Here is a 13,806-nt window from a genome sequence, read left to right as displayed (position 1 = left end):
ACCGTTCGGACCTACAGATGACGTGCGGAATCCCGAACGGGGCGGTGCGGGTCACACCGGCGCACAGGCGCGGTGCTGGGCCCCGAGCTGCGGAGAAGGTGTGGACTAGCGTGAGGTGCGCGGCGGGATCGAAGCCGCGCGGGCAGACCGGGCGCCCGACCCGCTGACGGTGCCCGCCGCCCTACGGCCGCGCCCGGGTCGGGGAGTGAGGTTACCGATGCGTTCACCCGCCGTCGCCGACGATGACGCCGCCGCGGAGTCGGAGTTCCACGCCTTCTTCGAGCAGCAGTACGCGCCGCTCTCACGCCTCGCCTACCTGCTGACCGGCGACGCTGACAACGCCGACGACCTGGCGGCGGACGCCCTGCTCGCCCTCTGGCACCGCTGGGACCGGGTGCGCGCGGCCGACCACCCGGTCGCGTACGCGCGTGGGGTGGTCACCAACATGGCGCACAGCCGTATCCGCAGCGCGGTGCGCGAGCGCCGCCGGATCAGTCTGTTCTGGTCGCCTCGCGACGAGAAGACGGATGACCCCGACATACCCGCCGTGGTCGACGTACAGGAGGCCCTGGGCAGACTGCCGTTCCGCAAGCGGGCCTGTGTCGTGCTGCGGCACGCCTTCGACCTGTCGGAGAAGGACACCGCCCGAGCCCTGGGAGTCTCGGTGGGTACGGTGAAGAGCCAGACCTCGAAGGGAATGGCCGAGCTACAGCGACTGCTCGGCCCGCAGACCGCCGTGGCACGGGTGCACGCCAGTTCCGTGGAAGCGGGGGGAGGGACATGATGGACGACGCGTTGCGCGGGCGCCTCAAGGACGCCGCGCACACCCACCAGCCCGACCGCGCGCGGATGCTCGCACGGGTCGAGCGAGGCATGGCCGAGCCCCCCGCGGCGCGGACCCCGCGGCCCCGCAGACCGGCCGCCTCCTGGGTGCGCGTGGTGAGCGCGACGGCCGCCGTGGCGGGAGTCGTCGCGGTCGGTGGGTACGCCGTCGCCTCCGCCGTACGCCAGGACCAGACGCCCCCACAGACCGTGGCGACGACACCCGACCCCAGCACCGGGACCGACACCACGCCCCCGGCACCCTCGGCATCCCCGAAGCCCAGCCACACCCTCGTCCCGCCCACCCAGCGCCCGCCCAGCACCAGCGGCACCAGCGATCCCACCGGCCCCAGCAAACCCAGCGGCACACCCCCCGCCGCTGGCGAGAGCGGCGCCCCGCCGCCCGCACCACCCAAGCAGGGCGAGCGCGACTCGAAGCCCCCGCCCGCCGGGGACCTGCTGTGGGCGGACGGCTCCATCGATCCGGGCAGCTCCGCCTACTGGGGGCAGAGCAACATCACCATCAAGGCGCGCGAGCCCCTGACCGCGCTCACCGTCGAACTGCGGGTCACCCAGACCGGCCAGGTCGCCGACGCGGGCAACTGGCGCTCGCTGCCCGTCGAAGACTTCGACGTGACGGTGCGGGAGCGCGGCGGCGTTCTGGTGTACCGCTGGACCCTCAAGGAGGGGCTCACCGTGCAACCGGGCGAGTATGTCTTCGCCGGGCAGTACCACCACGCCGAGGGCCAGCGCGATGCTGGTGGCGACAGCTACACCGTCCAGGTGGACACATCGGACGACGGACCGGCCGAGTGGAAGGGCGACTTCGCACCGACCTCCCGCTAGCCGGAACGGCGCAGCGCCCTCACCGGTGAGGTGAGGGCGCTGCGTTGACCAAGTGACCGTGTGAACGTCGGCCGGGGGTTACTTCATCGGAGCGCCGATGGCGTCGGTGCCCGTGGTGAGGAAGGTGGTCGCCGGGAGGGCGCCACTCGCCTGGCGGGCCCCGTACACCGAGCCCGCGTTGGTGGACTTGAACGTGGGTGTCGCGACGCCGCTGTCCCAGTTGTTGGCGGCCGACACCGTCGACGAACCCAGCTTTGACAGGCCCTTGCTGTTGGACACTGCCAGGTTCCTGGCCAGCCGGGCCTTGCCCTGGGCGAAGTAGAAGCCGGTCTGCTTGTTGGCGTACGCGGTGTTCCGGAAGAGGATCATCGCGCCGTGGTTGCTGTTCTCGGTGAAGCCGTGCTTGGTGTTGTCCCAGGCCGCGTTGAAGCGGACGATGTGCGCCACGGTGGCGCCTCCGCCGCCCAGCTTGAAGCCGTTGCCGTTGCCCTCGAAGGCGCCGTCGTTCCAGCGGTTCCTGCCGTTGCCGAAGGCCCAGCTGTTCTCCACCGTGACGGGGCTGGCGAACTGCCAGAAGTCCAGCCCGTCATCCGCGTTGTTGTACAGACGGGCGCCGGTGATCTTGTTGCCGGAGCCGGAGCCGAACTTCACCGCGATGCCGTCGGCGTTCTGGCCGTGGTTCTCGGGGTCGTAGTTGCCGTGGCTGTCCAGGTTCTGCACGAGATTGTTCACGGTGTTGTCGCCGCGCAGCGTGAACCCGGAGTTGCCGTTGTTCGCCGTGACCAGGTTCTTGAAGATTCCGCCGGTCGACGAGGTGACCACCAGACCGTGCGCGGTCGAGTTCTGGAAGGTGAGGTTCTGCACCGTCCAGTAGTTGCCGTGGATCGCGGTCAGCCAGGAGCCGCTGGGCAGCTTCGAGCCGTCGATCCGCACCTTCTCACTGCCGTACGCGGTGAGCGTGATCCGTGCCGAACTCGTCCCACTGGCACGGGACTTCAATGTCCTCGTCGGGTGGTACGTGCCGCCGCGCACCTGGATGGTGGTCCCCGCCGAAGCGGAGGCGAAGGCCTTCTCCAGCGCCGACGTGGACGACACCAACACGGTGGCGGACGCCGCGTCGGCGTCGTCCGGGGCGAGCCCCAGATAGACGCCTCCGGCACCCGCCGCGACGGCGACGGCGGCCGCCACGGCGATCGGACGGGTCCTGCGGTGGCGTCCGGTGCTGCTGCTCACAGCAGTCGTTCCTTTCCTGGGGGACAGGGATACGGAAGCGGCGGCCACGGAACCCCAAGTCCCGCAAACCCGCTTCCTTTTCCCTTGTCTCCGCCGCGCTCGGAAAGGTTGCCGCGCGGAAGGGATCTCTTCTCGTATGGACAGTAAGGGTCAGTACGGTCAGGACCCCGCCGACGTCCGGCGCGCCGTGAGGACCCGCTGAAGCAGTACGAAGGCGAGCAGCAGCGCACCCGTGACGATCTTCGTCCACCAGGAGCTGAGGGTGCCCTCGAAGGTGATGATGGTCTGGATCACCCCGAGCACACAGACCCCCAGCACCGTGCCCAGGACGTACCCGGCGCCACCGGTCAGGACGGTGCCGCCGATCACGACCGCTGCGATGGTGTCGAGCTCGGTGCCGAGCAGGTTCAGGCTGTAACCGGACTGGGTGTAGAAGGTGAACAGCACCCCGCCGAGCGCCGAGCAGAGCCCGGATATCGTGTAGGCGGCGAGGATCGTACGGCGTACGGGCAGGGCCATCAGCTCGGCGGACTGCGGATTGTCGCCCACCGCGTACACGCCCCGCCCGAAGCGCGTGTAGTGCAGCACGCCAAACGCGACAGCGACGATCACCAGGGCGATCACCACACTGATCGAGATGAACGTCCCGCTCGGCAGCGGGATGCGGGTCTGCGCCGCGGTGGCGAAGAGCGGGTCGGTGATGGAGATCGACTCGGTGCTGATCAGGAAGCACAGCCCACGCGCCAGGAACATGCCCGCGAGGGTGGCGATAAAGGGCTGCACCCCGAAGTCATGGACCATATGACCCATCAGCCTGCCGAGCCCCGCGCCCACGGCCAGCGCGAGCACGATCGCCAACAGCGGGGGCACGCCCGCCCGTTCCACCATCCAGGCGACCATCATCGTGGACAGCGCGGCCACCGCGCCGACCGACAGGTCGATGCCGCCGGTGAGGATCACGAAGGTCATCCCGACCGCGAGGACGAGCAACCCGGCGTTGTTGATCAGGAGGTTGAGCAGCACCTGGCCTTCGAGGAAGCCGTAGTACCGGGAGTTGCCCGCCGCGAGCAGCGCGAGGAACAGCACGGCGGTGGACGCGACGGGGATATAGCCGCGCCGGTGCCGGGCGGCGAGGCGGAGGCTGGTCAGCGGGGCGCTCATGTGTTCTGGACCTCGCGAGGGGTCGGCTCGGTGGGATCGGGCTCGTGCTCGTGTTCGGGCTTTTCGATGTGGGTGGACGACGCGCCAGGTGGCCGGGAGCCTGCGCGTCTCAGCCGGGAGGTCACCGCGTGGCGGAAGGCCGGGGACTGCAGCAGACAGACGGCGGTGACCACACAGGCCTTGAACACGAGCGTCGTCTCCGGCGGCACCCCGAGGCTCAGCACCACGGTGGTGAGGGTCTGGATGACCAGCACCCCGACCAGGGTGCCGCCGAGGTAGAAGCGCCCACCGGTGAGGGCCGTACCGCCGATGACCACCGCGAAGATCGCGTCGAGTTCGATCCACAGACCGGCGTTGTTGCCGTCAGCGCCCGCGATGTTCGAGCTGATCATGAGACCGGCGGCCCCCGCGCACAGCCCGGAGAACGCGTACACGCCCAGGGTCAGGCCACGGGACTTGATCCCGGCCAGACGGCTCGCCTCGGCGTTGCCGCCGACCGACTCGACCAGCACGCCCAGCGCGCTGCGCCGCACCAGCAGGGCCACCAGGCCGAGTACGGCACCGGCGGTCAGGGCGCTGAAGGGCAGCCCGAAGAGATAGCCGCCGCCGATCAGGTGGTACGGCGAACTGCTTACCGTGACGATCTGACCGTCCGTCACCATCTGCGCCACACCCCGCCCCGCGACCATCAGGATCAACGTCGCGATGATGGGCTGGATACCGACATAGGCGACCAGGAAGCCGTTCCACAGGCCAGCCAGCAGACACAGTCCCAGCGCCGCGCCGACGGCCAGCACGACCCCGGAGGCACTGCCCTGGTCCGCCAGTTGGCTGATCTCGGTGCAGGCGACGGCGCCCCCGATGGCGACCACGGCACCCACCGACAGATCGATGCCCTTGAGCGCGATCACCAGCGTCATCCCCAGGGCGATCAGCGCGAGCGGGGCACTCAGGCGCAGGATGTCGATCAGGTTGCCGTACAGGTGGCCGCCCTGGACCCGTACCGAGAAGAAGGAGGGGTTGTCGGCGACCGCGACCAGCAGCAGGCCCGCTAGCAGGGCCAGCGGCCAGAACAACCGGTGCCGGGTGAGGGCGCGCAGCCGCCCGGGGGTGATGCTCATACCGGTTCTCCTGTGGTGACTTCTCCCGGAGCGATTTCTCCTGTGGCGTTCTCTCCTGTGGCGATGACTTCCATGAGGCGCTCCACCGTGAGGGCCGCGCCGCCCGGCAGCGCGGCGACCAGCTCCCGGTCGCGTAGCACCGCGACGGTGTCGGACAGCCGGAGCACCTCCTCCAGTTCGGCCGAGACGAACAGCACCGCCAGGCCGTCGTCGGCGAGACCGCTGATCAGCCGGAGGATCTGCGCCTTGGCCCCGATGTCGATCCCGCGCGTGGGCTCGTCCAGGATGAGCAGCCGGGGTTCGGTGAGCAGCCAGCGGGCGAGCAGGACCTTCTGCTGGTTGCCGCCGCTGAGGTTGCGTACGGGCAGGCTGGGGTCCCGGGGCCGGATGTCCAGGGCCGTCATCCAGCGCGTGACGAGCTCGTCGGTGCGCCGCGCTGACAGTGGCCTGGCCCAGCCCTGCGCGGCCTGGAGCGCCAGCACGATGTTCTCGGTGACCGTCAGATCGGGGATGAGGCCGTCGGCCTTGCGGTTCTCCGAGAGGTACGCGATGGAGCGGGCGATGGCGGCGCGCGGCCCGCGCAGCGTCACCGGGGCGCCGTCCACGGTGAGCTGCCCCTGGTCGGCGCGGTCGGCCCCGGCGAGCAGCCGGGCGCTCTCGCTGCGCCCGGAGCCCAGCAGCCCGGCGAGCCCGGTGACCCGTCCCGGTGTGAGGTCGAGGTCGAAGGGGGCGATGGCGCCCTTGCGGCCCACGCCCCGGGCGGTGACGAAGGGCGCCTGGTCGTTCTGGTCGTCCTGGGCGCGCGAGGTGCGGTGCTGCTCGGCCTCCAGGTCGCCCGGTTCCTGGCCGAGCATCCTGGCGACCAGGTCGCGGCGGGGGAGTTCGGCGGTGGCGTACTCGCCGATCAGACCGCCGTCGCGCAGCACGGTGACGCGGTCGCTGATCTCGTAGATCTGCTCCAGGAAGTGCGACACGAACAGCACCGCGACTCCGTCGCCTCGCAGTCGGTCCAGCACCGCGAAGAGGCGGTCCACCTCCTCACGGTCGAGGCTGGAGGTCGGTTCGTCCAGGATCAGCACCCGTGCGTCGACGTCGATGGCGCGGGCGATGGCCACCATCTGCTGGACGGCCAGCGGCTGGCTGCCGAGTTCCACCCGCACATCCACATCGATGTCGAGGCGGGCGAGCAACTCCGTGGCCCGGCGCCGTAGTTCCTTCCAGCGGATGGCCCCGAAGCGGCGTGGCTCCCGGCCGAGCAGGACGTTCTCCGCGATCGACAGGCTCGGGCAGAGGTTGACCTCCTGGTAGACGGTGCTCACGCCGTGGGCCCGCGCATGGAGAGGGCCGGTGAACCGTACGGGCGTGCCCTGGAGCCGTATCTCGCCCCCGTCGGCGGCGTGGACGCCGGTGAGTACCTTGATCAGGGTGGATTTCCCGGCGCCGTTCTCGCCCATCAGGGCGTGGACTTCTCCGGGGAAGAGGCGGAAGTCCACTTCTTTGAGGGCGCGCACACCCAGGAAGTCCTTGACGATGCCCGTGGCCTCAAGCACGGGCGTGGCGGGTGCCATCTGCACTCCTCGGATCGGACGAGAGGGCCCCGGCGGAGCGGTATCCGCTGCCCTGCCGGGGCCGTTGACGGTCAGTACGCGTCAATTCGTGTCAGTACGTGTCAGTACGTGTCAGTACGTACGGTTCGGGAGTTCGTCCTTGGCCTGCTCCTGAGTGAAGACGCCTTCCTCGGCCTCGACACGCTTCTCGACGCTGTCGCCCGCGTGCACCTTCTTGACGAGGTCCATCACCTGGGGGCCGATCAGCGGATTGCACTCCACCACCACGTTGATCTTCCCGTCGGCCATCGCCTGGAAGGCTTCCTTGATGCCGTCGATGGACACGATGCGAATGTCCGTGCCGGGCTTCTTCCCGGCCTCCTCGATGGCCTGGATCGCGCCGATGGCCATGTCGTCGTTGTGCGCGAACAGCACATCGATCTTCTTGTGGGACTTCAGGAAGGACTCCATCACCTCCTTGCCCTTGGCCCGGGTGAAGTCACCGGTCTGCGAGGCGATGAACCTGAACCGGTCGTCGTTGCCGACGATCTCCGCGAAGCCCTTCTTACGGTCGTTGGCGGGGGCAGAGCCCGTCGTCCCCTCCAGGACGACGACATTGAACGGGCCGTCCTCCTTGGTGTCCTCGACCAGCCACTTCCCGGCGCGGCGGCCCTCCTCGACGAAGTCCGAGCCGATGAAGGTGACATACAGGCTGTCATCGGCGGAGTCCACGGCTCGGTCGGTGAGGATCACCGGGATCTTGGCGTCTCTGGCCTCCTTCAGCACGGTGTCCCAGCCGGACTCCACCACCGGCGAGAAGCCGATCACATCGACCTTCTGGGTGATGAAACTGCGGATCGCCGCGATCTGGTTCTCCTGCTTCTGCTGGGCGTCGGAGAACTTCAGGGTGATCCCGGCCTTCTTGGCGGCGTCCTTGATGGACGTGGTGTTGGCGGTACGCCACCCCGACTCGGAGCCGACCTGGGCGAACCCGAAGGTGATCGCCCCGTCTCCGCCGCCCCCGCCGTTCCCCCCACCTGACGGCTGTTTCTTGTCCCCGCCGCAGGCCGCGAGCGGTACGGCCACCAGCGCGGCCCCCAGGGCCATGGCGAAGTGGCGGCGGCTCAGGTCTGGCTGGCTACGGCTGCTCTTTGGTGCGGACATGATGCGGCACTCTCCTTACTGTCCGGCCAGGCCGGTGTGCGCGTCCGTTCGGCATATCGAATACTGCTCGCAACTTCGAACGGACCGTAGAGTCGAACGTGGTGCGAGGTCAACGGTTCGGGCGAACTCCCGGCCGAATCAGGGGTGATGTTCGACCGGGCGAACAGAATTGGTCGCGTGCGCCCTGCGCCGCCCGACCCATTGACCCGGCCCATTGACCCGGCCCCGAACCCGGCTTACCGTCTGTCCGGGGAGTCGTTCAACGTACGGTATTTCGAACTAGGTTGAGGGAATCATGACCCGTTCCGCGCGCTTCACGCTGCACCCCGACTTCGCCGTCGGCGAGGTCAACCCCCGGCTCTTCGGCTCCTTCGTCGAACACCTCGGCCGCTGCGTCTACACCGGCATCTACGAGCCCGGCCACCCCACGGCCGACGAAGCGGGGCTGCGCGGCGACGTGCTCGACCTGGTCCGTGAACTGGGCGTCACCGCCATCCGCTACCCCGGCGGCAACTTCGTCTCGGGATACCGCTGGGAGGACTCCGTCGGCCCCGCCGCCGAGCGCCCCCGCCGCCTGGACCTGGCCTGGCACTCCACCGAGAGCAACCGCTTCGGGCTGAGCGAGTTCATCGCCTTCCTGAGGAAGGTCGGCCCGCGGGCCGAGCCGATGATGGCCCTCAACCTCGGCACCAGGGGAGTGGCCGAGGCACTCGACCTCCAGGAGTACGCCAACCACCCCTCCGGCACCGCCCTGTCCGACCTGCGCGCCGCCCACGGCGACAAGGACCCCTTCGGCATCACCCTCTGGTGCCTGGGCAATGAGATGGACGGCCCTTGGCAGACCGGCCACAAGACCGCCCAGGAGTACGGGCGCCTCGCGGCGGAGACCGCACGCGCGATGCGCCAGCTCGACCCTTCGGTCGAACTGGTCGCCTGTGGCTCGTCCGGCCAGTCCATGGACACCTTCGCCGCCTGGGAGGCGACGGTACTCGCCGAGACCTACGACGCCGTCGATTACGTCTCCCTGCACGCCTACTACGAGGAACTCAACGGCGACCGCGACTCCTTCCTCGCCTCCGCCGTCGACATGGAGTCCTTCATCGACAACGTCGTCGCCACCTGCGACCACGTGGGGGCGCGCCTGAAGTCGTCGAAGAAGATCAACCTCTCCTTCGACGAGTGGAACGTCTGGTACCTGTCCCAGGCCCAGGAGCAGGCTGACGCGAACCCCCTCGACTGGCCCGAGGCTCCCCGCCTCCTTGAGGACAACTACACCGTCACCGACGCCGTCGTCTTCGGCTCCCTGCTGATTGCCCTGCTGCGGCACGCGGACCGGGTGACCGTCGCCTGCCTGGCCCAACTGGTCAACGTCATCGCGCCGATCATGACCGAGCCGGGCGGACCGGCCTGGAGGCAGACCACGTTCTTCCCCTTCGCGCAGGCCTCGCGGTACGGCAGAGGCCAGGTGCTCGACGTACGCGTGGACTCCGCCACCTACCCCACGGCGAAGTACGGCGAGGTGCCGCTGCTGCACGCCACCGCCGTACGGGGCGAGGACGGCACCGTCACCGTCTTCGCCGTCAACCGCGGGCAGCACGAGCCGCTTCCGCTCGAAGTGGCCCTGCACGGGCTCGGGGTGAGCGAGGTCGTCGAGCACAGCGCCCTGGCCGACGCGGACCCCGAGGCCCGCAACACCCTGGCCGAACCGGAGCGGGTCGCCCCGCACGGCGTAGCGGGCACCGCGCTGCGCGACGGCACCCTGAGCGCCGTCCTGGAGCCGCTGTCCTGGAACGTGATCCGGCTCCGCTGAGCCGCTGAGCCGCTGAGCCGCTGAGACGGGGCTCGCCCGGGCTGAGGGTCCCGGGCGGGCCCTCGGGGGAGGGGGGACGGGGGACGGGGCGGGCCGGTACGCGCGAACCGGCCCGCCCCGTACAGACCGCCCCGTACGGTCCGTCTACTGGCCGGTGAAGCGAGGGGGGCGCTTCTCCAGAAACGCGCGCATCCCCTCACGCTGGTCCTCCGTCGCGAACAGGCCGTGAAAGACCCGTCGTTCATAGCGGATGCCGTCCCGCAGCCCGGTCTCCAGGGCCTGGTCCACCGCCTCCCGCGCCGCCCGTACGGACGCCCGGCCATAGGACGCGATGACCGCGGCCGTCTGAGCCGCCTCCTCCAGGACCTGGGAGTCGGCCACGACCCGGGAAACCAGACCCCAGCGCTCCGCCTCCAGCGCGTCGATCGTGCGCCCGGTGAGGATGAGGTCCATCGCCCTGGCCTTACCCACCAGCCGGGTCAGCCGCTGCGTCCCCCCGATCCCGGGCATCACCCCGAGCTTGACCTCGGGCTGCCCGAACACCGCGGACCGGCCCGCGATCACCAGGTCGCACATCATCGCCAGCTCACAGCCGCCGCCCAGCGCGTACCCACTGACCGCCGCGATCTTCGGCGTGCGCAGCGCCGCGAACTCCTCCCAGCCCGCGAAGTAGTCGTCATCGGCCATCTCGCTCGCCGTCCTGTCCGCCATCTCGCGGATGTCCGCGCCCGCCGCGAACACCTCGGGCGAGCCGGTGACAACGAAGCAGCCGACCCCCGGGTCGCGGTCCAACGGCCGCAGCGCGTCCAGGAGGTCGGTCAGTACGGCATGGCTGAGGGCGTTGCGTACGGCGGGGCGGTGCAGCCGTACCGTCACCACCCGGCCGTCCCGGTCGATCTTGAGATTCATCAGCAGACCTTTCTGCGGGAGTGGAGCACGTGTCAGGAGTCCCAGATCGCGCCGTAGGCGGGGATGCCACGGCGCTCCAGGCCGCGCACCACCTGCCAGGTGAGCTTCTTGTTGGAGATACAGATGACCGCCTCGGCCCCGAAGTCGCGGTACGCGGCGTACGCGAGGCGCACCATGTCGGGCTTGCCGTCCGTGCCGGTGTTCCAGATGACCGCGTCCGGCTGCACGCTGAGGATCTCGTCGACGAGCCCGTCACCGTAGGTCTTACGCGGGTCACGCGTCGCCCACACCAGGCGCGAAGGGACCTCGGCGGCCAGCAGGTGCGGCAGGCATGGTCCGATGCCGCTGCCGGTCGCCACGTAGACCACCTTGGTGAACAGCGTCTCGATATTGGCGACGCCCGCCGTGGTGATGCCCTTGACCCACACCCGCGAGGGCGCGTCGTCAATGAACGAACCGGTCCAGTCGCCCGCCCGCGAGATGGTCAACCGGAAGCCGGGGCGGCCCGGTGTCGGCACGTTGGCGAAGGAGTGCCACTCGGTGAGCGGGCTGCGGCTGATCGTCGTCGACGACCCGGCGAACGGCGTCACCCCGTGGTCGAAGCGGGCCAGCGCCACATGGGACGAGGGCCGTTCGATCCGGACGTCGACCTTGCGTAGCCGCAGCCACGGCAACGCGACACTGAACGTGACCAGCGCGAGCACCCAGATACCGGGCTCACCCGGGCCGCGCGCGAGCAGCAGGGTGTGGGCCCAGAACAGCAGCAGCGCGCCCCAGCCACCGAACCGGTGGATCTTCTCGAAGTGGTCGTGGAAGCGCGACCGGAACGGCGGCAACGCGGTCGCCACGATGAAGACCAGCAGGGCGATCAGCGCGTACGACACGACGAGTACCCCGGGCGCGCCGCCACCCGCCGTCACCACCACGGTGAGCGCCAGGAACCACAGCGTGCCGGCCAGCGCACCCCCCACATGCAGTCCGCCGAAGTGGTAGACCTTCCCGAGCGTCCAGCGCACCTTCAGCGGCCAGGTCACCGGGGCCGAGGTCGCCAGGGCGAAGAAGAGGTTGATCACGTACTGCTGGCGGACCACGACGGCCAGCGCGAGATTGGTGAGCGCGGCGTACCCGAGGGCACGTTCGCCGGGCAGGCCCCCGGCGAGCAGGACCAGGTTGGCGGCGATGACGCAGGCCGCGAGGCGGTGGTAGTGCGTGAGCAGCGGGTGCTTCAGCGCCCGCCGGAGCCGGGACGTGAGCGGCGGCAGCTCGACACCGTCGCCGAAGCGCGCGTCACCCGCCGTCTCCTGGGGGAGTGCCCGGCGCACCGAGGGGGACGTGGTCACCGGGCCACCTCCTCGGTGAGCCGCAGCAATGCCGCCTTGTCGGCCTTGCCCCGGTCGGTCTCGGGCAGCGCGGCCAGCGGCACCACCGCGTCCGGCACGCAGTAATAGGGCAGAACGGCGGCCACCGCCTCCCGAGCCGCGGCCGTGTCGACGTCCTGGGGGCACACGAACGAGACGAGACTGCGCGGATCGCGCTTGAGGGTCACCGCCCGGGTGCAGCCGGGCAGCGACTCCAGCACCGCGGAGACCGCGTCGGGTTCGACCCTGAAGCCCCGTATCTTGACCTGGTCGTCCGTCCTGCCGAGATGGACCAGCTCACCCCCCGGAGTCCAGCGACCCAGGTCGCGGGTGCGGAACATCAGACGGTCGCCGCCGAGGAAGGGATCCGGGGCGTAACGCTCCGCGGTGAGCGCGGGATTGCCGAGATACCCGGCGGAGACGCAGTCGCCGCCCGCCCACATCTCGCCGCTCTGGCCGATGGGCACGGGTCGTTGGTGCTCGTCCAGGACGTAGACGGTGTTGTTGGGCGTGGGGCGGCCGATGGTGAGCAGGGCCGCGTCCGGGGTGTGCCGCCGCATCGTGTTGACGATGGTAGTCTCGGTCGGTCCGCAGCAGTTGTAGAAGACACGGGTCCTCGCCCAGAGGTCGGCCAGCGGCCGTGGGCACGGCTCCCCGGCGACGGCCACGGTCCGCACCCGTGGGCAGGACGCCGGGTCGATCCCGGACAGGACGGTCGGGGTGGCGATCACGACATCGGAGCGGCGCACGGCCTCGGTGATGTCCTTGCCGCGGATCACCAGGGTGCCGCCGCCGGTCAGCGCGCCGAGGATCTCCCAGGCGGCCATGTCGAAGGCGATGTTGAGGATCTGCGCCACACGCTGCCCCGGGCCGATGCCCAGTCTGCCGGGTTCGGTGAGCAGGATGTTGCACACGTTGCGGTGGGTGACGGTGACACCGTTGGGCGTTCCGGTGGTGCCGGAGGTGAACAGGACGTAGCAGCCGTCGTCGGGGCGTACGCCCCGCCCCGGACCGTACCGGGAGAGTGTCAGGGCGTCGGTGCCCGGTGGGCCGGACAGCTCGTCGATGGCGATCAGGGTCTGCCCGCCAGGCCGCGGAATCCGGTCCGCGTCGCGGGCCCGGGTGAGGATCACCCGCGTTCCGGCGGCCTGGATGACCTGGCGTAGCTGGCTGGTGGGGGCGAGACGGACGTCCTGCGGGACGTAGGCGGCACCGGCCTTGAGCGTGGCGAGCAGCCCGACGAGCATCGGAATCGACCGTCGCAGGAACAGACCGACCCGGTCACCGGGCCGTACGCCCTCGCGGACGAGTCGCGCGGCGAGCCGGTCGGACCGGCGGTCGAGCTCGCCGTAGGTGATCGAGCGGCCCAGATGTTCGGCGGCGACGGTGTGCGGGGTGGCCGTGGCCCAGTACGCGAAGGCCTCGTGGACGAGCAAGTGCGGTGGGACGACGGCGGGCCCTTGGCCGTACTCCTCGAAGAGGTGCTGGTCGCGGGGTGGGAGATGGCCCAGCCATGACGTGCGGGTGTCGTCGGGGTGGGTGAGCGGGAGCGGACCCATATACGGGAGACCTCCTGGCTGCTGCGCATGACGGATCTGGAGGTGGATCGGTGGCATGCCGAACGCCGTACGGTCTTGCGGGGGGTGCTGCGAAAGGATGGCGCGAGGGGCCCCGGGAACCCTTCGGACCGTTGACTCTAGCCGCACTCATTGAGCCCTCAACTATGCATGTTCGGCCAAGAGTTGATGCGCTATGAGCCACATGTGGCGAGTGCCGTCACAGCGGCAACGTGTGACCGGCTCGGCGGCGACACCAGGCGGGGAGAGGTGTGCCCG

The 13,806-nt window shown here is 69.9% G+C and carries 11 protein-coding genes; 3 read left to right on the top strand and 8 right to left on the bottom strand.

All coding sequences use genetic code 11. The features are described from left to right. Positions 1 to 217 precede the first annotated feature (217 nt). A complete protein-coding gene (locus GCN81_RS09850; protein WP_156723758.1) occupies positions 218 to 784 on the top strand; it encodes a SigE family RNA polymerase sigma factor in 567 nt (188 codons plus the stop codon). After that, entirely contained in the window at positions 781 to 1,668 is an 888-nt protein-coding gene (locus GCN81_RS09845; RefSeq protein WP_156723756.1) for a RodZ family helix-turn-helix domain-containing protein, read from the top strand. Before GCN81_RS09850 ends, GCN81_RS09845 begins: the two co-directional genes overlap by 4 nt. Before the next feature lie 78 nt (positions 1,669 to 1,746). On the opposite strand, the gene GCN81_RS09840 is transcribed toward GCN81_RS09845, so the two are convergent. The 5 genes from GCN81_RS09840 to GCN81_RS09820 form a co-directional block, all read right to left on the bottom strand. Next, a complete protein-coding gene (locus GCN81_RS09840; protein WP_156723755.1) occupies positions 1,747 to 2,901 on the bottom strand; it encodes a right-handed parallel beta-helix repeat-containing protein in 1,155 nt (384 codons plus the stop codon). Between the two features lie 159 nt (positions 2,902 to 3,060). Next, entirely contained in the window at positions 3,061 to 4,062 is a 1,002-nt protein-coding gene (gene yjfF, locus GCN81_RS09835) for a galactofuranose ABC transporter, permease protein YjfF (protein WP_156723753.1), read from the bottom strand. Further along, complete coding sequence (locus tag GCN81_RS09830; RefSeq protein ID WP_156723751.1) at positions 4,059 to 5,183, bottom strand: ABC transporter permease; 1,125 nt, start codon at positions 5,181 to 5,183, stop codon at positions 4,059 to 4,061. The genes yjfF and GCN81_RS09830 overlap by 4 nt, the downstream gene beginning before the upstream one ends. Next, a complete protein-coding gene (locus tag GCN81_RS09825; RefSeq protein WP_156723750.1) occupies positions 5,180 to 6,751 on the bottom strand; it encodes a sugar ABC transporter ATP-binding protein in 1,572 nt (523 codons plus the stop codon). The genes GCN81_RS09830 and GCN81_RS09825 overlap by 4 nt, the downstream gene beginning before the upstream one ends. A gap of 111 nt (positions 6,752 to 6,862) precedes the next feature. After that, the gene (locus tag GCN81_RS09820) at positions 6,863 to 7,894 is read right to left on the bottom strand and encodes an ABC transporter substrate-binding protein (RefSeq protein WP_231626581.1); all 1,032 of its coding nucleotides are present in this window, start codon (positions 7,892 to 7,894) and stop codon (positions 6,863 to 6,865) included. Between the two features lie 295 nt (positions 7,895 to 8,189). Between GCN81_RS09820 and arfA the strand changes: the two genes are divergently transcribed. Continuing rightward, positions 8,190 to 9,704, top strand: coding sequence for an arabinosylfuranosidase ArfA (arfA, locus tag GCN81_RS09815; protein WP_156723748.1), 1,515 nt, complete (start codon positions 8,190 to 8,192; stop codon positions 9,702 to 9,704). A 144-nt stretch (positions 9,705 to 9,848) separates the two neighbouring features. Here the strand turns inward: arfA and GCN81_RS09810 are convergent, their stop codons facing one another. Genes GCN81_RS09810 through GCN81_RS09800 form a run of 3 tightly spaced genes read right to left on the bottom strand, consistent with a single transcriptional unit; the run spans position 9,849 to position 13,530 of the window. Continuing rightward, a complete protein-coding gene (locus tag GCN81_RS09810; RefSeq protein WP_231626580.1) occupies positions 9,849 to 10,613 on the bottom strand; it encodes an enoyl-CoA hydratase-related protein in 765 nt (254 codons plus the stop codon). A 32-nt stretch (positions 10,614 to 10,645) separates the two neighbouring features. Then, positions 10,646 to 11,935, bottom strand: coding sequence for a ferredoxin reductase domain-containing protein (locus tag GCN81_RS09805; RefSeq protein WP_156723859.1), 1,290 nt, complete (start codon positions 11,933 to 11,935; stop codon positions 10,646 to 10,648). Positions 11,936 to 11,949: 14 nt separating this feature from the next. Beyond that, positions 11,950 to 13,530, bottom strand: coding sequence for an amino acid adenylation domain-containing protein (locus GCN81_RS09800; protein WP_156723744.1), 1,581 nt, complete (start codon positions 13,528 to 13,530; stop codon positions 11,950 to 11,952). Between the last annotated feature and the right edge of the window lie 276 nt (positions 13,531 to 13,806).

The organism is Streptomyces apocyni (genome assembly GCF_009739465.1).
Classification (GTDB): domain Bacteria; phylum Actinomycetota; class Actinomycetes; order Streptomycetales; family Streptomycetaceae; genus Streptomyces; species Streptomyces apocyni.
The sequence above is the reverse complement of the archived record's forward strand: the minus strand, read 5'-3'. Positions and strand labels throughout refer to the sequence as shown.